The organism is Anaerolinea thermophila UNI-1 (assembly GCF_000199675.1).
Lineage (GTDB): Bacteria > Chloroflexota > Anaerolineae > Anaerolineales > Anaerolineaceae > Anaerolinea > Anaerolinea thermophila.
Genome location: NC_014960.1, coordinates 3286693 through 3306563, shown reverse-complemented (window position 1 = coordinate 3306563; position 19871 = coordinate 3286693). Strand labels below are relative to the sequence as shown.

Annotated in this window: 18 protein-coding genes and 1 tRNA gene; 15 read left to right on the top strand and 4 right to left on the bottom strand. The window is 60.6% G+C overall.

Annotated elements, in window-relative coordinates; genetic code table 11:
• Window positions 1-9: 9 nt before the first annotated feature.
• The 4 genes from ANT_RS14885 to ANT_RS14870 all read left to right on the top strand — a co-directional run bounded on the left by ANT_RS14885 (window position 10) and on the right by ANT_RS14870 (window position 4022).
• The gene (locus ANT_RS14885) at window positions 10-1938 is read left to right on the top strand and encodes a DUF5671 domain-containing protein (protein WP_013561355.1); all 1929 of its coding nucleotides are present in this window, start codon (window positions 10-12) and stop codon (window positions 1936-1938) included.
• A gap of 20 nt (window positions 1939-1958) precedes the next feature.
• Window positions 1959-2366 carry a VOC family protein gene (locus tag ANT_RS14880; protein WP_013561354.1) on the top strand — a complete coding sequence of 136 codons (408 nt, stop codon included), beginning with the start codon at window positions 1959-1961 and terminating at the stop codon, window positions 2364-2366.
• On the top strand, window positions 2363-3286 hold the full coding sequence (locus tag ANT_RS14875; protein WP_013561353.1) for a nucleoside hydrolase: 924 nt from the start codon (window positions 2363-2365) through the stop codon (window positions 3284-3286). Before ANT_RS14880 ends, ANT_RS14875 begins: the two co-directional genes overlap by 4 nt.
• A gap of 79 nt (window positions 3287-3365) precedes the next feature.
• The gene (locus ANT_RS14870) at window positions 3366-4022 is read left to right on the top strand and encodes a CBS and ACT domain-containing protein (RefSeq protein ID WP_013561352.1); all 657 of its coding nucleotides are present in this window, start codon (window positions 3366-3368) and stop codon (window positions 4020-4022) included.
• A gap of 58 nt (window positions 4023-4080) precedes the next feature.
• Here the strand turns inward: ANT_RS14870 and ANT_RS14865 are convergent, their stop codons facing one another.
• Entirely contained in the window at window positions 4081-5259 is a 1179-nt protein-coding gene (locus ANT_RS14865; protein WP_013561351.1) for a cytochrome P450, read from the bottom strand.
• Between the two features lie 198 nt (window positions 5260-5457).
• On the opposite strand from ANT_RS14865, the gene miaB reads away from it, so the two are divergent.
• The 7 genes from miaB (at window position 5458) to ANT_RS14830 (ending at window position 11666) form a co-directional block, all read left to right on the top strand.
• Entirely contained in the window at window positions 5458-6774 is a 1317-nt protein-coding gene (miaB, locus tag ANT_RS14860; RefSeq protein ID WP_013561350.1) for a tRNA (N6-isopentenyl adenosine(37)-C2)-methylthiotransferase MiaB, read from the top strand.
• A 45-nt stretch (window positions 6775-6819) separates the two neighbouring features.
• Complete coding sequence (locus ANT_RS14855) at window positions 6820-7536, top strand: M23 family metallopeptidase (protein WP_155818175.1); 717 nt, start codon at window positions 6820-6822, stop codon at window positions 7534-7536.
• Window positions 7537-7800: 264 nt separating this feature from the next.
• Entirely contained in the window at window positions 7801-9552 is a 1752-nt protein-coding gene (locus tag ANT_RS14850; RefSeq protein WP_013561348.1) for a glycoside hydrolase family 35 protein, read from the top strand.
• Window positions 9549-10220, top strand: coding sequence for an SDR family NAD(P)-dependent oxidoreductase (locus ANT_RS14845; protein ID WP_013561347.1), 672 nt, complete (start codon window positions 9549-9551; stop codon window positions 10218-10220). The genes ANT_RS14850 and ANT_RS14845 overlap by 4 nt, the downstream gene beginning before the upstream one ends.
• 21 nt (window positions 10221-10241) lie before the next feature.
• Complete coding sequence (locus ANT_RS14840) at window positions 10242-11039, top strand: AAC(3) family N-acetyltransferase (RefSeq protein ID WP_013561346.1); 798 nt, start codon at window positions 10242-10244, stop codon at window positions 11037-11039.
• 115 nt (window positions 11040-11154) lie between these two features.
• Complete coding sequence (locus tag ANT_RS14835) at window positions 11155-11499, top strand: hypothetical protein (RefSeq protein ID WP_013561345.1); 345 nt, start codon at window positions 11155-11157, stop codon at window positions 11497-11499.
• Window positions 11500-11593: 94 nt separating this feature from the next.
• Window positions 11594-11666 (top strand) — tRNA-Thr (locus ANT_RS14830).
• A 32-nt stretch (window positions 11667-11698) separates the two neighbouring features.
• Here ANT_RS14830 and ANT_RS14825 read toward each other — a convergent pair.
• Complete coding sequence (locus ANT_RS14825) at window positions 11699-12712, bottom strand: hypothetical protein (protein WP_013561344.1); 1014 nt, start codon at window positions 12710-12712, stop codon at window positions 11699-11701.
• A gap of 62 nt (window positions 12713-12774) precedes the next feature.
• Window positions 12775-13221: a hypothetical protein gene (locus ANT_RS14820; RefSeq protein WP_013561343.1), complete on the bottom strand. Its 447-nt coding sequence runs from the start codon at window positions 13219-13221 to the stop codon at window positions 12775-12777.
• Between the two features lie 117 nt (window positions 13222-13338).
• Here ANT_RS14820 and ANT_RS16690 point away from each other — a divergent pair, with 117 nt between their 5' ends.
• The 4 genes from ANT_RS16690 (at window position 13339) to ANT_RS14800 (ending at window position 17924) form a co-directional block, all read left to right on the top strand.
• Entirely contained in the window at window positions 13339-13842 is a 504-nt protein-coding gene (locus ANT_RS16690; protein ID WP_013561342.1) for a DUF3592 domain-containing protein, read from the top strand.
• A 318-nt stretch (window positions 13843-14160) separates the two neighbouring features.
• The gene (locus ANT_RS14810) at window positions 14161-15237 is read left to right on the top strand and encodes an extracellular solute-binding protein (protein WP_172634637.1); all 1077 of its coding nucleotides are present in this window, start codon (window positions 14161-14163) and stop codon (window positions 15235-15237) included.
• 3 nt (window positions 15238-15240) lie between these two features.
• Window positions 15241-16878 (top strand): ABC transporter permease, encoded by a 1638-nt coding sequence (locus ANT_RS14805; RefSeq protein ID WP_013561340.1) that lies wholly within the window; start codon window positions 15241-15243, stop codon window positions 16876-16878.
• On the top strand, window positions 16875-17924 hold the full coding sequence (locus ANT_RS14800) for an ABC transporter ATP-binding protein (protein WP_013561339.1): 1050 nt from the start codon (window positions 16875-16877) through the stop codon (window positions 17922-17924). The genes ANT_RS14805 and ANT_RS14800 overlap by 4 nt, the downstream gene beginning before the upstream one ends.
• A gap of 116 nt (window positions 17925-18040) precedes the next feature.
• Here the strand turns inward: ANT_RS14800 and ANT_RS14795 are convergent, their stop codons facing one another.
• On the bottom strand, window positions 18041-19870 hold the full coding sequence (locus tag ANT_RS14795; protein ID WP_013561338.1) for an ABC transporter ATP-binding protein: 1830 nt from the start codon (window positions 19868-19870) through the stop codon (window positions 18041-18043).
• Window position 19871: the final 1 nt, after the last annotated feature.

The following is a 19871-nucleotide window of genomic DNA, read 5'->3' as shown; positions in this document are numbered from 1 at the left end:
GGGGACGCCATGCGTACCGTTCGCCGTTTGTATTTCTATGCGCTGGCGCTGGTGGGGGCGCATGCGCTCATCTGGGGGAGCGTGAGCCTGTTGCGCACCGTGCTGGAAGGCGGCTGGATGGGCGAAGCCACCCTCACCGCCACCGGCATTGCCCTGACGCTGGTGGGCTTGCCCGTTTTCCTGCTCCACTGGCTCACCCTGCAGCGCGATGCCCAACGCGATCCCGAGGAGCGCTTCAGCCGCATCCGCGCGGTGTTTCTCTACGTCTTCCTCTTCTGGACGCTTCTGCCGATGCTCTACGCCCTGCTGGCACTGTTCAACCGCTGGACAGCCCAGTTCATGGGACTTTCGCCGCAGGGGGTGTGGTTTGGTGCATCCCAATCGGATTTGGACAATCTGGTGGCGCTGGTGGTCAACGGGATTGCCTTTGTCTTCTTTGCCCGCCTGTTGTTTGCCGAACTGCGTCAAGCCCCTGCCGAGAGTTTCCTGCCCGATGCGCGCCGCTTTTACCGCTACCTGTGGATGGTGCTGGGACTCATCCTCACTGTGCTGGCAGTGCAGGGGCTGGTGCGCTACCTGCTCTCTCTGCTGGAAGGCGATGCGCTGAGCGGCGCGTACCTGCTGGCGAACAGTGTGGCGCTGGCGCTGGTAGGCGTGCCGTTGTGGATGTACTTCCTCTGGCACATTGACGGCGCGCTGGACGACCCGCACGAGCGCGACTCCGTCCTGCGCCTGGTGACCCTTTACCTCATCACCTTTGCCGGAGTAACCGGGACGCTGGTGGCGGGAAGCCGTGTGCTTTCGGCAGTGCTGGCATGGGTACTGGGACGCCCGCTCAGCCTGTCCGATTTCATCACCGGGGAAGGCAGTGCGCTGGCTCTGCTCATCCCCTTGGCGGTGATGTGGGCGTACTACGGCAACCGCCTCAACACCGAGATGACCCGCATCCCCCTGCAACCACTCCGCGAGGGTTTACAGCGCTTCTACCGCTCCCTGCTCTCCGCGCTGGGTCTGGCAGTCACCCTGCTGGGGCTGGTCAGCCTGATCACCGACCTGTTCACTCGCCTTCTGCAACCCGATGCTCTGCTCATCGGCGCCGACCGTCTGGCGAGCAGTCTGGCAGGGCTGGCGATTGGCTTGCCGCTTTGGCTCACCCCGTGGAATGACCTGCAGGGCGAAGCCTTTTTGCTGGACGAGCGCGGCGACCGCGCCCGCCGTTCGGTTATCCGCCGTGCCTATCTGTACGTCTTCATCTTTGCCCTGGTAGTGCTGATGATGCTGGCGGGCGGCAACCTGATTTACAGTCTCATCACCCACCTGCTGGGACAGCCGGTGGACGACCTGGCACTGCTGGCGATCACCCGTCTGGGCATGCTGGGGGTGTTTGCCGTTTTGCTGGCATATCATCTGGCGGTTCTGCGCGCCGACAGCCGTTCTGCCCTGCAAGCCTTGGGAAAAATGCACGCCGGTTTCCTTACCCTGTTCATAGTGGATGGGGAGACTGCCCTGGCGGAGCAGGTGGTGGCGGCACTTCATCAGCAAGCCCCGCGCCTGCCGGTGTTGGTGCATTCGCTCGCCAACGGCGTACCTTCGGATGAATACCTGCAGGCGCGTCTGCTGGTTCTGCCTGCCGCGCTGGCGCTGGAACCGCCCCCCGCCCTGCGCCTGTGGCTGGAAGGCTACCGCGGCAAACGCCTGCTCTTGCCTACCCTGCCCAATGGCTGGGCATGGGGAGCCTCTCTGCCCGGCGATTTGAGAGAGCGCGCACGCCAGGCGGTGAATGCCATCCTCTCCCTGGCAGAAGGCGAGGAGACTCCGCGCGCGGGTGTCTCTGCCAGTCCCTGGGCAGTGGCGGGCTACGTGCTGGGCGGGCTGTTCGCCGCGCAGATGCTCATCGTTCTGATGACCTTATTCATTTCCAGTTTGTACGGCGATTGAGCGCGTAGAAAGGCTTGTCCATGCCCCAACACCTGGCGCAGATTGCCCTGCTGGTGCGCGATTACGACGAAGCCATTGCCTTCTTCACTCAAAAAATGGGCTTTGTGCTGGTGGAAGATGCCCCGCTGACCCCCGAAAAGCGCTGGGTGCGGGTGTGTCCGCCCGGCGGAGAGACCTGCCTTCTGCTGGCGCGCGCCGCCACCCCCGAACAGCAAGCCTTTGTTGGTAAACAGGGTGGCGGACGGGTGGTCTTCTTCTTGCACACCGACGATTTCTGGCGCGATTACCACACCATGCGGGCGCAGGGGGTGCATTTTCTTGAAGAGCCGCGCCATGAGCCTTACGGCACGGTGGCGGTGTTCGAAGACCTCTACGGCAACCGCTGGGATTTGATTCAGCCTCTCCAACTGGAATCACCGCAGGCATGAAGCAGAAGATTCATCTGGATACCGACCTCGGCGGTGACATTGATGACCTGTGCGCGCTGGCGTACTGCCTTCGGCATCCCGGCGCCGAGTTAGTTGCCGTGACCACGGTGGCGGAACACAGCGGCAAACGCGCGGGCTATGTCCGCCATGCCCTGCGTCTGGCAGGTAGAGAAGACATCCCCGTAGCGGCAGGAATAGAAGCCCGCTGGCAGGGCTACCGCTTTGAACAGCCCCTGCCTGATGAACAGGATTACTGGCGTGGAGAAATCCCTCCGTACCCCACTCCGCCTGAGCAGGCTCTCGACCTGCTGGAAGAGAGCATCCGCCATGGCGCGCACATTGTGGCGATTGGCGCGTACACCCATCTGACAATGCTGGAAGCGCGCCAGCCGGGTATTCTGGCAAAAGCGCACCTGACGGTGATGGGCGGATTCGTCCACCCGCCGCGAGAGGGATACCCGGCATGGGACTTCACTGCCGACTGGAACGTGCAGGTGGATGCGTCCTCGGCGCGGGTGGTGTTTGAGCGCGGCAACCCCACCCTCGTCCCCCTGGCAGTGACGGCGGAGACTGCCCTGCGCCATGTGCATCTGCCGGGGCTGGAGCGGGCAGGCGCATTGGGCGAGTGCATTGCCCATCAGGCGCGCGTCTTTGCCCACACTGAACAACTGGCAGAGCGCTACCTGCCCGACTGTCCTGCTCTGCCCGCCGATTTCATCAACTTCCAGCACGATCCGCTGGCGTGCGCCGCCGCGCTCGACTGGTCAGGGCTGACCTTTGCCGACCTGCGCCTGCGGGTGGAATTGGAACAGGGCTGGGTCAGGCTGGTCGAAGATCCGCGCGGAAAAGTCTTCCGCGTAGCGGTGGGAGTGGACGGCGAAGCCTTCAGCGCGCACTGGCTGGAAACTGTAGGAGGGTAAACATACCAGGTCTTTTATAATTCAGGTACAATAAAGATACATTTCACCCCGCCCGGAAAGGGCAAGGAGGAACTTTGCCATGCTGGTAAAAGAACGCATGTCTCACCCCGTCCTGACCATCACCCCGGATGTGCCGGTGCAGGAAGCTCTGGCGCGCATGCGTCAGGACAAAGTTCGCCGCTACCCGGTGGTGGATAAAAAAGGCAAACTCATTGGCATCGTCACCGACAGTGACCTGATGAACGCTTCTCCCTCTGAAGCCACCACACTGAGCGTTTGGGAAATCAACTATCTACTTTCGCGCATTACCGTCGAACGGGTCATGACCCGCGAACCCATCACCGTCACTGAGGATACCACCGTGGAAGAAGCCGCGCGCATCATGGCAGATAACAAAATCGGTGGCTTGCCCGTCCTGCGCGACAACCGCCTGGTGGGTATCATCACCGAAACCGACCTGTTCAAGATTTTCCTGGAGATGCTGGGTGCGCGTACCGCCGGTGTGCGGGTGACGGTAGAAGTCCCCGATACCCCCGGCAAACTGCACGAAATCACCGGCGCTATTTACCAGTTGGGCGGCAACATCTCCGGCATGGGCGCGGTGCTGGGCGAAACCAGCGAAACGCGCACCATGACCCTCAAGGTGACCGGTGTCTCGCTGGAAGCATTGAAAACCGCACTCCAACCGCTGGTGGAGAAAATCCACGATATTCGCGAGGAAAAAGCCGCCGAATAAAAGGGTGTACGCCATTTAAAAATCCAACGCCGCCGGAATTTTCCGGCGGCGTTTTGCCTTACAGCGCCACGATGAAGCGGCGCAGTTCGTATCCTTCGATGGTATCGTTGCGTCCCAGCGCAGGCTCGCGCTCGATGCGCACTCCCGGCAGAGCGAGGAAACGGCTGAGGAAGACTTCCGACTCGGTCAACGCCAGGTGTTCCCCGGCACAGCGGTGCGGGCCAAAGCCAAAACTCATCCCCGAAACCGAAACTCCGCGCTCGGTTTGACGTTCAGGGTTGTACGCCAGAGGCTCTTCGCCCAGCGCGCGGGCATCGCGGTTAATTTCCATGATGTGCAGATCAATCAGCGCGCCGGCAGGGATGACCACTGTCTGTCCTTCGCTGGAGATTTCCAGGTCCTGCTCGGCGCGGCGGTAAAGATGACCTACCACCGGCTCAAGGCGCAGGATTTCTTCCAGTATGGCGCGGCGGCGCTCGGAATCGCCCTGCAGGAAAGCCTCTTTCATCTCCGGGTGGCGCAGGAAGTGATACGCCGCCACGCAAAGAAATTCCTGCGTGGTCACCATGCCCGCCGCCCCGTAGGTGATGCACTCCACAAGGATTTCGCGGTCACGTCTGCCCTGCGCAATCAAATGAGAAATGAGGTCCTCGCGGGGCTGAGCGCGGCGGGCGCGGATGGCAGGACGCACGTCGCGCAGGTAGAACGAGAGAATCAGCCCCTGCACGTTCAGGTAGGCGGGCAGGCGGCGCAGGTCAAGCCCGATATCCAGATTGGCGTGCAGAATGCGGTCCAGGCGCTTTGCCATGGCAGGCAGAGGGCTTTCGGTCAGCCCAACCACTTCAGCCACCACGCTGGTTGCCATCATGCCTGCCATCTCATTAAGATCGGCGCGGCGTTTTTGCTGAAACTCGGCAAGGATGCTTTCGGCGGTGCGTTCCATCAGCGGGATGTAGCGCTGGCGCACCGTGGCGGGAGAGAAGAATTTTGCCGTCAGACGGCGTTGTTCGCGGTGAGGTTCGCCTTCCTGAAACAGCACGGGTTTTTCAATGCGCCATTGGGGTGGGATGCGTTCAAAGGTTTCGGCTTTAAAGCCTGCCTGACGTACCGCGCCCTGCAAGACGGCGCGGGCTTCGGCAAAGCCGGTGACATGCCACACGCCATCCGAGTCGCGGTACACCGGCAGGGTGCGGGCAGGGATATACCAGCGGTTGGTGAGGGTTTCAAACAGGGCCATACAGTCCTCCAAAAAAATACCGACCGGTTTGTTTTTTAAATCTTACAGGGTTTTGGCTTTCCTGTCCAGAGGGTATACAGGCTTTTGGCAGGATTGCCCGGGGGCACCGCCAGGACACAAAGGATGCCAGTCCATCTCTCTCTGAAAGGACACACCGAATCCACCCAATGCAGTCTGAATTTGGTATAATTCTCACCTATGAAGTACCATATCTGGACTGAAGGTTGCCAGATGAACGTGGCAGATTCCCAGCGGGTGGCTTCGGCGCTGGAGCACCTGGGCTATTCGGTAACGCCCAAGCCCGAAGAAGCCGATGTCATTGTGCTAAACACCTGTGTGGTGCGCCAGTCTGCCGAGGATAAAGCCTACGGCAGGTTGAACTCTCTGCGCCCGCTGAAAGAGAAAAACCCGCATCTGGTGATTAATTTAATGGGCTGTCTGGTGGGCATCCGCAACAACGATGCCCTGCGCAAGCGCTTCCCCTTTGTGGATGTGTTCTCCCCGCCGTCCGACCCCTCGCCGCTGGTGGCGTTCCTCACCCAATCGGAAGTGCGCGCCATGGAAGAAAGCGCCACTGCCACGCGCTACGCCTACATGGACGGCGATCTGGTTCTGCCAGAAGTCGAGCGTGGCAAACTGGTTTCGGCGCACATCCCCGTGGTGTATGGCTGTTCGCACGCCTGCACCTACTGCATCATCCCTTACCGCCGCGGCATTGAGCGCAGTCGTCCGCCTGAAGACATTCTGGCAGAAGCCCGCGCGCTGGTGCGCCAGGGCGTCAAAGAGATTACCCTGCTGGGACAGATTGTCGATCGCTACGGCAAGGACAATCCCGCGTACCCCACGCTGGCGGGTTTGCTCATCCGCCTGAGCGAAATCGAAGGGCTGGAGCGCATCCGCTTCCTCACTTCCCATCCCAACTGGATGACTGACGAACTGCTGGATGCGGTTGCCAGCCTGCCCAAGGTGATGCCCCATATTGAAGTGCCGGCTCAGGCAGGCGATGATACCGTGCTGGAGAACATGAAGCGCGGCTATACCGCCGAGCAGTACCGCGAGCTGATTGCCCGCATCCGCGAGCGCATCCCCGGCGTGTCCATTGCCACCGATATCATCGTAGGCTTCCCCGGCGAGACCGAAGAGCAGTTCATGAACACCTACCGTTTGCTGGAAGATCTGCGCCTGGATGTGGCTCATCTGGCGCGCTACTCCCCGCGCCCAGGCACCGTCTCGGCGCGGCGCATGAAGGACGACGTTCCCGAAGAAGAGAAGATGCGCCGTTTCCGCATGCTGGAAGAACTGCAGGAACGCATTGTGGGCGAAATCAATGCCCGCTATCTGGGCGAGAGCGTGCCGGTGCTGTTTGAAGAAAAGGTCAAACAGCGCTGGAAAGGGCGCACCCCCACCAATAAACTGGTCTTTGTCGAGAGCGAGGAAGACCTGCACGGACAAATCCGCGAGGTCAAAATCACCTGGACGGGTCCGTGGTCGATGATTGGCTCTCTGAAAAAGTAAAGCACTTACCGCGCAGGAAGACTGCCCTGCGCGGTGTTTTTTTCCATGCGCAAAGTTTTGCTTGTCTTTCTCATTCTTGCCGGGTTTGCCGCCGCCGTTCTGGGCGCTTGGGCAGTGCGCCGCACTGCTCAGGGTGGGTCCCTGCGTGATGAACGGGTTATCTCGTTCATCCGCAGTCCCAAATTGCACGCCGATTGGGTGCTGGAAGCCGGCACGCGGTGCGCAGATGCGCCCTTCCGCATGCCCACCCGCGGGTTCATTGGCTACGTATGGGGCGACTCGTTCCGCCCGGGTCATCATCACAGCGGGCTGGACATCTTCGGCGGCACAGCGCCGGGAGAGACGCCCGTGTACGCGGCTTACTCCGGTTACCTGACGCGCCTGCCCGAATGGCGTTCCACAGTGATCATCCGCATCCCCAGCGACCCGCTTCAACCGGAGCGGCAAATCTGGACGTACTACACTCATCTGGCAGACCCGCAGGGCAATTCTCTGATTGACGCGGCATTTCCACCGGGGACGCAGGACGTATTTGTGGAAGCGGGCACATTGCTGGGTTTTCAGGGAAATTTTTCCGGCACGCCGGGCGCGCCGGTTGGGGTGCACTTGCATTTCTCCATCGTGCGCGATGATGGTGAGGGACATTTTCTCGATGAGCGGGAAATGGAAAATACCCTTGACCCCTCGCCGTACTTTGGTATGACGCTTAACGCCGAAGGGCTGGGAATGGGTATCCCGGCTTGCCTGCCGTCTGCGCCTTGAACCTGCCGGAGAAACCGCAGGCTGAGCTTGTCGAAGTACGTGTCGCCTTGAGCGTGTTCAGGGCTGTTTGCCGAGTTCGTTGAGGCGCACGGTTGTTTTTCATGGCGTGCGAGGGGGGGAGCGAGCCCTTCGAGCCAAGCCGGGGAGCACTGCATCTTAAAACTCTGTCATCCGCTTGAAATGAAATGAAATTCCCCAAAACTTACGTTAAAATAAAGTCAACACACGCATTCTTTCTAAGTTAAGGTAAGAAAAGAAACACCTATGTCCACTTTAACAATCGAGGGTGACCATTTTGAGTTAGACGGAGAGCCCTTTCGTATTCTTGCCGGGGCAATGCATTACTTCCGCGTCCACCCGGCGTACTGGAAAGACCGTCTGCTCAAGCTCAAAGCCATGGGGCTGAACACGGTTGAGACTTACGTTGCCTGGAATCTGCATGAGCCCCATGAGGGGGAATTTCACTTTGGCGACTGGTTGAACATTGAGCGTTATATCGAACTGGCAGGCGAACTGGGGCTTTACGTCATCGTGCGCCCGGGTCCATACATCTGTGCCGAGTGGGAGATGGGCGGTCTGCCTGCCTGGCTGCTCAAAGACCCGCAGATGAAACTGCGCTGTATGTATCAACCCTACCTGGATGCCGTCGGGGAGTACTTCAGCCAGTTGATGCACCGTTTGGTGCCCCTGCAAAGCACCCGAGGAGGTCCCATCATCGCCATGCAGGTGGAAAATGAGTATGGCAGTTACGGCAACGATACCCGCTACCTGAAATATCTGGAAGAACTTCTGCGCCAGTGTGGGGTGGATGTCTTGCTCTTCACCGCCGATGGCGTTGCCGATGAGATGATGCAGTATGGCAGTCTGCCGCACCTCTTCAAGGCAGTTAACTTTGGCAATCGTCCCGGCGATGCTTTCGAAAAACTGCGCGAGTACCAGACGGGCGGTCCTTTGCTGGTAGCCGAATTTTGGGACGGTTGGTTTGATCACTGGGGAGAGCGCCACCATACCCGTTCGGCGGGAGAGGTTGCCCGGGTGCTGGACGATTTACTCTCCGAGGGGGCTTCGGTGAACCTGTACATGTTCCACGGGGGCACCAATTTTGGCTTCATGAACGGCGCCAATGCCTTCCCTTCTCCCCATTACACCCCCACGGTGACCAGTTATGACTACGACGCCCCGCTTAGCGAGTGCGGCAACATCACCCCCAAGTACGAAGCCATGCGCGAGGTCATTGGCAAATACGTGGATTTGCCCGAAATGCCCGATTTTCCGCCGGTAGTCAGGCATGCCTACGGTAAGGTACAACTGGACGAGTGGGCGCCCCTGCTGAGTCAGGTGGATGTGCTTTCCACTCCCGAATACAGCACCGTTCCCCTGCCGATGGAGATGTACGACCAGAATTACGGCTTCATCCTCTACGAAACTCAACTGAGCGGACCGCGCGAGGAAGCCCGCCTGATCATCCGCGGACTGCACGACCGCGGGCATGTTTTTGTGGATAATGAACTCATCGGCATTGTCGACCGCGAGAACCATGCCAAACCGCTGTCGTTCTCGGTGCAGGATCAGGGAGTGCGCCTGCACATCCTGGTGGAAAACATGGGGCGGGTCAACTATGGTCCCGACCTTGCCGACCGCAAGGGCATCACCGAGGGGGTTTTGCTGGGACAGCAGTGGCTCTTTGGCTGGACGGTGTATCCCCTGCCGCTGGAAGACCTCTCCGCCATCCGCTATCTGCCCGGCGAGCCGGAGGAATTTCCGGCGTTCCTGCGTGGCACCTGGACAATTAACGGCACACCCGCCGATACTTTCCTTGCCCTGCCCGGTTGGACCAAAGGCGTAGTGTGGATTAACGGCTTTAACATTGGGCGATACTGGAAGCGCGGACCGCAAAAGACGCTGTACGTGCCTGCCCCTCTGCTTAAAGAGGGAGAGAACGAAATTGTAGTGCTGGAACTGGACGACCTGCACCATCCGGTGGTGGAATTTCGCAATCATGCGGAGTTAGGATGAGCCCGTTTACGGCGTTGTTGACTTCTGCCGGGCGCGAACCGACAAAATCCATTGCTCTGGCGCTGGCGGAACCGGGTGCGCGCCTGGCGCTGACCGACCTGACCCCCATGGGGCTGGAAGATACTGCCGCGCTGGTGCAGGCGCAGGGGGCAGAGGTTTCCACCCACGTTGCCGATCCGTCCAAAGGGCTGGCGGTGCGCATGTTGCTGGATGAGGTGCTGGAGCGCTGGGAGAGCCTGGATGCACTGATTAACTGCCCGCTGGCTCAGCCCACTGCGGGCATGCTGGAACTGGACGAGTGGGACTTTCAGCGCACGCTGGAAAGCAATATCGGCGGTCCCTTCCTCATGCTTCAGGCGCTGGGGCGCATCTGGCGCGAGGAAAGGCGCGGGGGCATTGTTTTGCACGTCATCACCGGCGGCGGGGCACGTCCGCCCGATGCGGGTAAATTTGCCTTTACCGCCAGTCAGGCGGGTTTGCGCGCGCTCACTCGTTCCGCCGTCGAACTGGCGCCGCTGGGCATCCGTGTGTACGGGGTGTGCCTGGAAAGTGTCCATCCGCGCGGGGCGCTGGTGGCGGCGCGTCTGGCGGCACAAATCCTGCACGGACAGGTTCAAGCCGAACCCGGCACCCTGTTCGAGGTGGATAACACCGGCGACTGGGCATAAATCCTCAGGGAGGGCAAGAAGATGCTGACGTTCCGCGATCTGGTACAGGCGTTTCGGGGGTTGGGACTTTCACCACAGCGCCCCCTCATTGTGCATGCTTCGCTTTCCTCATTTGGTGAGGAGATCCGCGGCGGGGCGGAGACCCTGCTGGGCGCACTGCTTACGGTCAGCGGGCGGGTGATGGCGCCCACCTTTACGTATAAAACCATGCTCATTCCCGAAGCCGGACCGGAGAACAACGCCCTGACCTACGGCGCGGGCAAAGACCTGAATCAGATGGCGGAGTTTTTCTTCCCCGATATGCCCGCCGACCCGCTAATGGGCGTGCTGGCAGAGACCCTGCGGTGCCATCCGCAGGCAAAGCGTTCCATGCACCCCATTCTCTCATTTGCCGGTATTGGGCTGGACGAGGTGATTGCTGTGCAGACGCTGGTTGATCCTCTGGCGCCCATTGGTGCGCTGGCGGCACTGGACGGCGAGGTGGTGCTGATTGGGGTGAATCACACCGCCAACACCAGCATCCACTACGCCGAAACCCTGGCGGGCAGGCAGGGCTTTGTGCGCTGGGCGCTCACCCCCAAAGGGGTGTGGGAATGCCCGGGTTTTCCCGGCTGTTCCGATGGCTTCGATGCTGTAGCGCCCTCTCTGGAAGACGTTACCCGCCGCGGGCGCATTGCCCAATCGGAGGTGCAGGTCATTCCACTGACGTCTCTGCTGGAGCGGGTGCGGGGTATCCTGGAAGACGACCCACTGGCGCTGTTGTGCGCGCGAACCGAGTGCGAGCGCTGTGACACCTACCGCCGTCTGGTGGTGGCATAGGGTGCTTCTGGCAGGCACTGCCGGACGCGGCTCTCTTTTTTGGTTTTCCGGGAGAAAATCCGTGCTATGCTTAAGTCGTCCTTGTTGAACCTTTTTCTCGTGGAGGGCTGAGCCTATGGAAAAACGTTTCAAAGTCTTGCGCTTCATGGGGACGTTGTACAAAATCCTGGGGGTGATCAATGGCGTGGTGACATTGATTCTGGCGGTGGGGATTTGTGCCGTCTCGGTGCTGGGTGGTGCCAGCATGGCAGATTTTGCCCGTGAATACGGCATGCACGGGACGGAGGTGTTTGGCGCGCTGGGGGGAGTCCTGCTAGGGGGGGGGGTGCTTATCCTGGGCGGCTTGTCGGCAGTTTTCGTTTACGCGCTTGGCGAAGGGGTGTACGTGCTGATTGCCATTGAGGAAAACACCCGCGCGGCTGCTATGCGCCTGCAGGCGCCCATCCCGCCTGCGGAGTGATTATCCACAGGCAAGGTGCGCACAGACCCACTGGAAAACCGGCGCGCGCACCTTGAAAGAAATGCCCGCCTGCTGTATAATTTGGCGCACATACGCCACCGTAGCTCAGCCGGCAGAGCAGACGTTTCGTAAACGCCAGGTCGTGGGTTCGAATCCCACCGGTGGCTCTTTCTTTTTTTAAACCCCTGTTGGCAACAACCTAGGGAACGCTGAGCGGGGCGATGCGCCCGGCTTGCAGTTCCGCCAGTATACTGCGCACCAGTTCCTGCCTGCCGGGGGTGAACAGGTCTTCGTTGAGGTGGGTGAAGACTACCGGCACTCTCACCAGTGCTGGCGGCTCAGAGGCGGAGAGGGCTTCTTCCAGCGCACTGGAGAAGTCCCAGTCCAGTGTCACCGCCCATTGATCGGTTAATTCGGCAGGTGGGGGGACGCTCCCCAGCACCCGCACCGGCTCGGTGAACTGTACCAGCCCCTTCAGGTAGGTGATAACTTCGGGCTGTACGGCGTTGGGGGAGAGGTAAAAAACGTCCACCTTGCCCTCGTCGAACAGTTTGGCTGCTGTGGTTGCCCAATCGCCGCCGCTGGGTGTATCCACTCCTGCGGTGAGGGGGAAGGTCATGCCCAGGGGCCAGCCGGGCGAACACACCCCGCAGAAATAGCGCCCGCCATTCAAAAAGGCTTCCTGCAGGGTGGGCTGATTGGTGGGAATCAAGCCTGCGGCGCGCCAGTCATCCGAAATTACCGTTGCGGTGAGACCTGCGGTAAACGCCAGATGCTGTGGGTCGGCGAGCAGGGCGGTGAGGTTGGGGGCTTCGGTCAAGAGTTGAGCCGAGAGCACCACAAAGCGCGTCTGTGGTGCGGCGCTCAGCGCCTCGTTTAGCGCGGGCGGCTCTGCCAGAGCCAGCGTCAGCGGCACGTCTGCGCCGTAAGCGCGGTCATTCCATTCGGGAAGCACTTCCACCCCTGCACCACTTGCCCGGGCTTCCAGTTGGGCGCGTGCCGTCTCTACCCAGGCGGGGTTAGTGCCCTCAGGGGCGTAAATCACCATGCGCTGAGGGGGTGGGGTGGAAGTCTCGGTTGGTTGAGGGGAGGGGGAAACTGCCGGGGGATTCGTTTGCGTCTCGCCGGGGGCGGGAGAGGGGGCAGGGGTATTGACTACCTGGCAGGCGGTGAGCCACAGCGCCAACCAGATTACTACAAGCAAGCGTTTCATAGACGCGAATTGTACCCGAGAAGCCCGCAGAGGCAAAGGTGGGGAAATCAAAACATGCAGGGTCAGCGCTCCACTTCGATGACCACTTCCAGCGCGCCGGCATTGTCCTGCAGATGGGTATCGTTGATGCGCAGGTAGAGGGTGCCGCGTTCGCCCAGGTGCTGATCGAAATCTCGCCCCACGTAGAAAGGCTGGCTGTTACCCACTTTGCCGATCAGCGCGGCGTGGGAAATCCCCTCGGCGACGTTGCAATCACAGTGCGGATCGCCCCCCGAGCCGACAGCGTCGTAGGTACTGCCGCTCCACGGCGACCACAAGCCGGAAACCTGGCGAATGCGTACCCGCATCCCCGGTTTGACCTGGATGCCGGTATCCTGCCAGTCTGAATCGGCGCGCACCACAAAGGTCAGGGTATCTTTGTCCTCGTTCAAATGGAGCAATGAGATACGACACCCCATCAACGGCAACAACACCAGCAGGATTAACGCCCACCGCACCATTTTGCTCATGGTTGCTACCTCCGCAGTGCATTATAGACCGACGCGGAATCTCAGACAAGCGAAAAACTTGCGGAATTTGCGCTCCTTTTCTATACTGGACTGGTAAACCTTTTTTGTGGGGGTATTATGGAAAGCATTGGATTTATCTGCTTTGTGGGGTTAACGCTGATTTTTGCCGCAGTGGGGGGCTTTGCCCTGTGGACGTATTTTAAAGACCGCCAGAAAGCCGAAGCCAGCAAGCAGTGGATGGCTGTCAACGGCAGAGTGGTGGAGTCGCGTGTGGAAGTACGCGAAGGTTATGACGAAGACCAGGGTACCACGCGCTCGTATGCGCCCCATGTGGAGTACGAGTACGAGGTCAACGGCACAGTGTATCGCTCCACCAAACTGCAGGCGGGGACGCGCGTCTTCGTCAGCAGTCGGGGCAGGGCTGAGGCGGAAGTTGCTCGCTATGCCCCCGGTACCCCGGTGACGGTGTACTGCGACCCTGCCAACCCCGCTGAGGCGGTTTTACAACCGGGTAAATCTTCCAAAGCCGGGCTGGTCATCGGCATTGTCTTTCTGGTCATTTCGGGGATGATTCTGTGCCTGTTCCTGATTACTGTGCTGATTGGTGCGGCGGCAAAGTAAAGGGAGAGATGCGCTGAGTTTATCGCCAAAATTTGCAAGCGTTTCGATACAAGATTGGGTTTCCCTTTTTGACCATCTCTACCGGGCTTTGAAAAGCCAGATGTGAAAGCATCCCTCTTTCTATCTTCCCTCACTCCCACAGCCTGTCCCGCCAGGGGTGAGGGAAGTAGAACTGGAGACACATAATTTTTAAGAAAAATATGACAAATATCATCTTTACTATCCGATTACATTAAGATATACTCACCTTCGCAGTGGATGCAGGCTCCATCAGACGCTTTACCTGTAACCCTTGATCTTTACGGAGAAAAGCCTGTGATGTTTAAACGACTTTCGTTGCTGTTTCTTTTTGGTATGTTCTTCCTGGGCGCCTGCGCGCCCGTTGTGACCCCGCAAGCCGGTCAGCCCGAGGCGCCAGCGCCTATCGCTACCCGTCAGGACTCAGCCGCCGAGACGGTGGGCGGTAAACTGGTCATTTACTCCGGGCGCTCCGAAGCCCTCATTCAGCCTGTGCTGGATGCCTTCCGCGCCCTGTATCCGAACGTGGAGATTGCTCTGAAAGCCGGCAGTAACAGCGAGATTGCCAACGCGCTCATCGAAGAGCAGAGTAATCCGCAAGCCGATGTCTTCATCACCACCGAGGTTTTCACCGCCCAGAAACTGAGCGAAAACGGTGTGCTGGCGCCCTACACCCCCGCACAGCCCGATTTGCTCCCGGCAGATGGGCGTGCCGCTGACGGCACCTGGGTAGCGCTCACCCGCCGCGCTCGGGTCATCCTGTACAACACAAACCTGGTGCCCCCTGAAGAATTGCCCGCCTCGATTTTTGACCTGACCGACCCGAAGTGGAAAGGGCAGGTTGCCGCGGCAAATTCCACCAACGGCTCCATGCAAGCCCAGATTGCGGTGATGCGCCATCTTTACGGCGAAGAAACTACCGAAGCCTGGCTCAAGGGGCTCATGGATAACGAGGTCACGTTCTTTGGCGGGCACACCGACGTGCGCAAAGCCGTTGCCGCCGGTGAGTTCAAACTGGGGCTGGTCAATCATTATTACTATCATCTGCAACTTGCCGAAGGCAGTCCTGTGGGGGTGATTTACCCCGATCAGGGCGAAGGACAGAAAGGCGTCATCACCAACGCCACCGCCGCCGGTCTCATCAAGGGTGGAGCCAACCCCACCACGGCGCGTGCCTTTCTGGATTTCCTGCTCTCGCCGGAAGGTCAGCGCATCTTTGCGGAGCAAAACTACGAGTATCCTGTACTGCCCGGGGTGCCCCTGCGCGAAGGTGTGCGCCCGCTGGATGAGGTGCGCCTGGCGCCGTTCAACCTGCCCGAAGTGGTGCAGGATTTCGATGCGACGTTTGATTTGATGGAAAAGGTGGGCTTACCCTAGTTCATGTCAGACTCGTTTGCCCACGCGGCATCCCTGCGTCACACTGCCCCTTCTTTCAGCCCCCGGCTGGCTTTTGCCGCGGGGCTGGTGGGCTTGTTTGTCGCCGTGCCGCTGGGGTATATCTTTGTGCGTGCGCTGGGTGCTGATCCTGCCGACTGGCAAAGGCTCTTGCAAACCCGTGTGTGGGGCTTGCTGGGCAATACGCTGGGTCTTGCCTTTGCCGTCACCACAGGGACGCTTTTGCTGGGGGTGGGGCTGGCATTTCTCACCGAGCGCACCGACCTGCCGGGCAGGAAATTCTTCCGCTGGGCGCTGGCACTGCCGCTCGCCATCCCGCCTTACATTGGGGCTATCATTCATCTGGCATTGATGCGTCCGCGCGGCGGTATCATTCCCCAGATGCTGGAGTCGTGGCTGGGGCAGGTTCTTCCCCTGCCCAGCCCGCTGGGGTTCTGGGGAGCGGTGTTTGTGCTGACCCTGTTTACCTATCCGTATGTCTATCTTCTCAGCGGGGCGGCTTTTCGTTCCCTGCATGCCTCACTGGAAGAAGCCGCGCGCACCCTGGGACGCACTCCCCTGCAGACGCTCTGGCAGGTCACCCTGCCGGCTTTGCGCCCGGGATTGCTGGCGGGTTCTCTGCTGGTGATGCTGGACGTGCTGGCAGAGTACGGTACGGTTGCCTTACTGCGCTATGAGACCTTTTCTTCTGCCATTTTCGTGCAGTTATCCGGTCGCTACAACCGCTCCGCCGCGGCGGTGCTGAGCGGGGTTCTGGTACTGCTCGCCATGTTTATCCTGTGGGGGGAACTGCGCGCCCAGGGGCAGGCGCGCTTTACCCAGATGGAAGGTGGCTGGCGTCCCGCTCCGCCGCTGAGGCTGGGACGCTGGCGCATCCCTGCGCTGATGGCAGTGCTGGGGGTAAGCGTTGCCGCGCTGTTCGTGCCGCTGGGCGTGCTGACGACATGGAGCGTTCAGGCACTTGCCCGCCCCGAAATCACCGCGGCAGTGTTCCGCACCGGCTCGCAGGGTTTTGGTCATTTTGCCTTCAACAGTGTATGGACGGCAGGGCTGGCGGCGGTGCTGGCAATTGTCCTTTCTCTGCCGGTAGCGCTGTTTGCCCGCCGTTCTCCCAGTCGCTTCTCCCACTTTCTGACACGCCTGGCTCAGGTAGGCTACGCCATCCCTGGGGTGGTGATTGCCCTCAGCCTCGTCCTGCTGGTCAACCGCTTTTTGCCGTTCCTGTACGGCACGCCGCTGGTGGTGGTGATGGCGTACGTCCTGCGCCATATGCCGCAGGCGGTGCGCGCCAGCGAATCGGCGCTGAGTTTGCTTGCGCCAACCCTGGAAGAAGCCGCCCGCACCCTGGGACGTACCAGCGCGCAAACCCTGTTTCAGGTCACTCTGCCGCTCGTCCTGCCCGGTTTGCTGGCAGGCGGCGCGCTGGTGTTCCTTACCTCGTTGAAAGAACTGCCTGCCACCCTGTTACTGCGCCCGGCGGGGTTTGATACCCTGGCGGTGCGGGTGTGGATGTGGGCGACCGATGGATTCTATCTTCAAGCCGCTCCGGCGGCGCTCTTTCTGGTACTGGTTTCGATTGTACCGCTGGCATTTCTTCTTCGCAGGGAGCAAATTTTCCGATGATCGCGCTTTCTCTTCATCATGTCTCTCGAACCTTTGCTCAAAACCCCCGTCCAGCAGTGGATGATCTCTCACTGGACCTTCCCGCCGGTCAAATTCTGGCGCTGGTGGGTCCCAGCGGATGCGGGAAAACCACCACCCTGCGCCTCATCGCCGGGCTGGAATGCCCCGATCGGGGGAAGATTTTCATCAATGGACGGCTGATGGCGTCTTCGCTGGTGTTCGTCCCCCCAGAACGGCGCGGCGTGGGGATGGTCTTTCAGGATCATGCCCTCTTTCCCCACCTGACGGTGTTTGACAACGTTGCTTTTGGCTTACGCGGCAAACCGCGCACCCAGGTGCGCCAAACCGTACATGCCATGCTGGAGATGGTTGGACTGCAAGCCCTGGCAGGGCGTTACCCCCATGCGCTTTCGGGGGGAGAACGCCAGCGGGTAGCCCTGGCGCGCGCCCTGGCGCCGCGTCCCGTGCTGGTGCTGATGGATGAACCCTTCAGCAGTCTGGACGCCGACATGCGTCTGGAGATGCGCGAGCAGGTGCGCGGGATTTTGAAAGAGATGGGTGCCACGGTGGTCTTTGTCACCCACGACCAGGAAGAAGCTCTTTTCATGGGCGACCGTCTGGCAGTCTTCCGTGAAGGGCGTATGGAGCAGTTGGGCACGCCCGAAGAGATTTTCCATGCCTCGACGTCCCGTTTTGTAGCCGAGTTCATGGGCGATAGCGACTTCCTGCCCGGCTCGGTAGTCCATGAAGGCATTCACACGCCGTTGGGTGTGATTGCCCAGCCGCTTTCCCTGCCTGCCGGCACGCCGGTGGAGATTGCCCTGCGCGCCGACGACGTGGATTTTGTTCCCGACGGACAAAACGGCAACGCGGTCATTGTCGAGCGCTTCTTCCGTGGAGCCTTCCATGTCTATCGTCTGCGCCTGGAGAGTGGCGAGGTGCTGCATGCCTTCAAAGAGCATACCCTGGTGCTTCCCGCCGGTATGCGCGTGCGGGCGCGCATTAGCGCTGAACACCCGCTGATTGTCTTTCCAAAGAGAGCCTGAGGACATGCGTTGATAAACGCTGAGGGGTACGCTGGCTTCGGCAGGGCTCGCCAGCCGAGGCTGAGCGTCCGCTGTGCTTGCCGAAGCGGACGCTTCTCAGAAAGCATGGATACCCTTTACCCCAAACGGAACTGCTTCTCGTACAGCGTGCGGTACAAGCCCGGCTGAGCAATTAATTCGCTGTGCGTGCCGCGCTGGACGATTTCCCCGTCCTGAATGACCAGAATCACATCGGCGTTGTGGATGGTGGACAGGCGGTGAGCGATGATCAGCGCAGTGCGCCCTTCCAGCAGACGCTCCAGGGCTTCCTGAATCAGCGCCTCGCTGACGGTGTCAATGTTGGCGGTGGCTTCGTCGAGGATGAGGATGCGCGGGTCGGTGAGGATGGCGCGGGCAATGCAAATCAACTGGCGCTGACCCACCGAGAGGTTGGCGGCGTTTTCCAGAATGGGCGTCTGGTAGCCTTCCGGCAGGTTGATGATGAAGTCGTGGGCGTTAGCCAGGCGCGCCGCCTGCTCCACTTCGGCATCGCTGGCATCGGGTTTGCCGAAGCGGATGTTGTCAGCGATTGTTCCGGCAAAGAGGAAAGAATCCTGCGGCACGATGCCGATTTGCCGCCGCAGACTGTCCTGGCGCACCCGGCGCACGTCGATGCCGTCAATCAGCACCGCGCCTTCGGAGACTTCGTAAAAGCGCGCCGTCAGATTGGCAATGGTGGTCTTGCCTGCGCCGGTAGGTCCCACCAGCGCCACGCGCTGACCGGGCTGGATGTGCAGGTTGATGCGGTGCAGAACTTCGGGAGTGTCCGGGCGGTAGCGGAAGGACACATCGCGGAAGACAATCTCCCCGCGGATGGGCGGCATCTCGACGGCATCGGGAGCATCCTGCACGTCGGGCTGGGTGTCCAGCAGGGCAAGCACCTGCTCGCCGCCCGCCATGGCGGCTTGCAGGGTAGTGTAGAGGCGCGCCAGTTCCTGAATGGGCTGGAAGAAGCGCGAGACGTAGGAAAGGAACGCCACCAGCAGTCCCACCGTCACCGTGCCGCCCAGCGCCATCTGCCCGCCAAACCACAAGACCACCGCCGTTGCCAGCGTGCTGAGGAACTCGATGGCGGGCATGTAGAGGAACGACAGCGACATGGCGTTGATGTTGGCATCGCGGTTGGCAACGTTGACCTCGCGGAAGCGTTCCTGGGTGGCTTCTTCGCGGGCAAACGCCTGGATGACGCGCATGCCGGCAATTTCTTCCGCCAGGTTGCCCACCACCGCCGCCACCCGCGAGCGCGTCTCGCGGAAGGCAGACTGCGCCGCGCGGGCAAACCAGCGCGTTGCCAGCACCATCAGCGGCAGGACGAGGAACGCCAGCAGTGCCAGATGAGCGTTCATCGAGAGCATGATGACCACAATGCCGCTGAGGATGAACAGGTCGCTGAAGAAGGAAATCCAGCCCTGCGAGAGCAGTTCGTTGATCACCGCCACGTCGTTCATCACCCGCGAGACGGTCACCCCGACGATGTGGGTGTCGTGGTAACTGAGGGAGAGTTCCTGCAGATGGCGGAAGAGGCGGGCGCGCAGGTCACCCAGCACGCGCTGACCCACGCGGGAGAGCAGGTACTGCTGTCCCGCCGAGGTGATGTACAGCCCCACATACGCCGCGCCGGTGAGCAGTGCCACCTGTCCCAATCCGCGGGCGTTGCCCCCGGCGATATGCACATCAATGGCAATTTTGAGCAGGTAGGGGATGAGCAGGGTCAAGCCGGTTGCGCCCAGCATGGCGATGAAGGCTATCGCCAGCGGACGCCAGTAGGGCTTGAGGAATGCCAGCAGGCGCACCATCACGCGCGGGTTGAAGGCTTCGCCCTTGCGCTCGCCCGCCGCTCCAAAGGTGTCCAGCAGAGCGCCGGGACCCATGCCCATGCCTGTACCGCCGCCAATGCCGAAGCCCATG

Excerpts from the sequence above, each read along its gene's own strand:
- ANT_RS14875 (WP_013561353.1), top strand. The coding sequence starts at position 2,363 with ATGAAGCAGAAGATTCATCTGGATACCGACCTCGGCGGTGACATTGAT.
- ANT_RS14800 (WP_013561339.1), top strand. The coding sequence starts at position 16,875 with ATGATCGCGCTTTCTCTTCATCATGTCTCTCGAACCTTTGCTCAAAAC.
- ANT_RS14870 (WP_013561352.1), top strand. The coding sequence starts at position 3,366 with ATGCTGGTAAAAGAACGCATGTCTCACCCCGTCCTGACCATCACCCCG.
- miaB (WP_013561350.1), top strand. The coding sequence starts at position 5,458 with ATGAAGTACCATATCTGGACTGAAGGTTGCCAGATGAACGTGGCAGAT.
- ANT_RS14845 (WP_013561347.1), top strand. The coding sequence starts at position 9,549 with ATGAGCCCGTTTACGGCGTTGTTGACTTCTGCCGGGCGCGAACCGACA.
- ANT_RS14865 (WP_013561351.1), bottom strand. The coding sequence starts at position 5,259 with ATGGCCCTGTTTGAAACCCTCACCAACCGCTGGTATATCCCTGCCCGC.
- ANT_RS14810 (WP_172634637.1), top strand. The coding sequence starts at position 14,161 with ATGTTTAAACGACTTTCGTTGCTGTTTCTTTTTGGTATGTTCTTCCTG.
- ANT_RS14855 (WP_155818175.1), top strand. The coding sequence starts at position 6,820 with ATGCGCAAAGTTTTGCTTGTCTTTCTCATTCTTGCCGGGTTTGCCGCC.
- ANT_RS14825 (WP_013561344.1), bottom strand. The coding sequence starts at position 12,712 with ATGAAACGCTTGCTTGTAGTAATCTGGTTGGCGCTGTGGCTCACCGCC.
- ANT_RS14805 (WP_013561340.1), top strand. The coding sequence starts at position 15,241 with ATGTCAGACTCGTTTGCCCACGCGGCATCCCTGCGTCACACTGCCCCT.
- ANT_RS16690 (WP_013561342.1), top strand. The coding sequence starts at position 13,339 with ATGGAAAGCATTGGATTTATCTGCTTTGTGGGGTTAACGCTGATTTTT.
- ANT_RS14840 (WP_013561346.1), top strand. The coding sequence starts at position 10,242 with ATGCTGACGTTCCGCGATCTGGTACAGGCGTTTCGGGGGTTGGGACTT.
- ANT_RS14880 (WP_013561354.1), top strand. The coding sequence starts at position 1,959 with ATGCCCCAACACCTGGCGCAGATTGCCCTGCTGGTGCGCGATTACGAC.
- ANT_RS14820 (WP_013561343.1), bottom strand. The coding sequence starts at position 13,221 with ATGAGCAAAATGGTGCGGTGGGCGTTAATCCTGCTGGTGTTGTTGCCG.
- ANT_RS14795 (WP_013561338.1), bottom strand. The coding sequence starts at position 19,870 with ATGGGCTTCGGCATTGGCGGCGGTACAGGCATGGGCATGGGTCCCGGC.
- ANT_RS14850 (WP_013561348.1), top strand. The coding sequence starts at position 7,801 with ATGTCCACTTTAACAATCGAGGGTGACCATTTTGAGTTAGACGGAGAG.
- ANT_RS14835 (WP_013561345.1), top strand. The coding sequence starts at position 11,155 with ATGGAAAAACGTTTCAAAGTCTTGCGCTTCATGGGGACGTTGTACAAA.
- ANT_RS14885 (WP_013561355.1), top strand. The coding sequence starts at position 10 with ATGCGTACCGTTCGCCGTTTGTATTTCTATGCGCTGGCGCTGGTGGGG.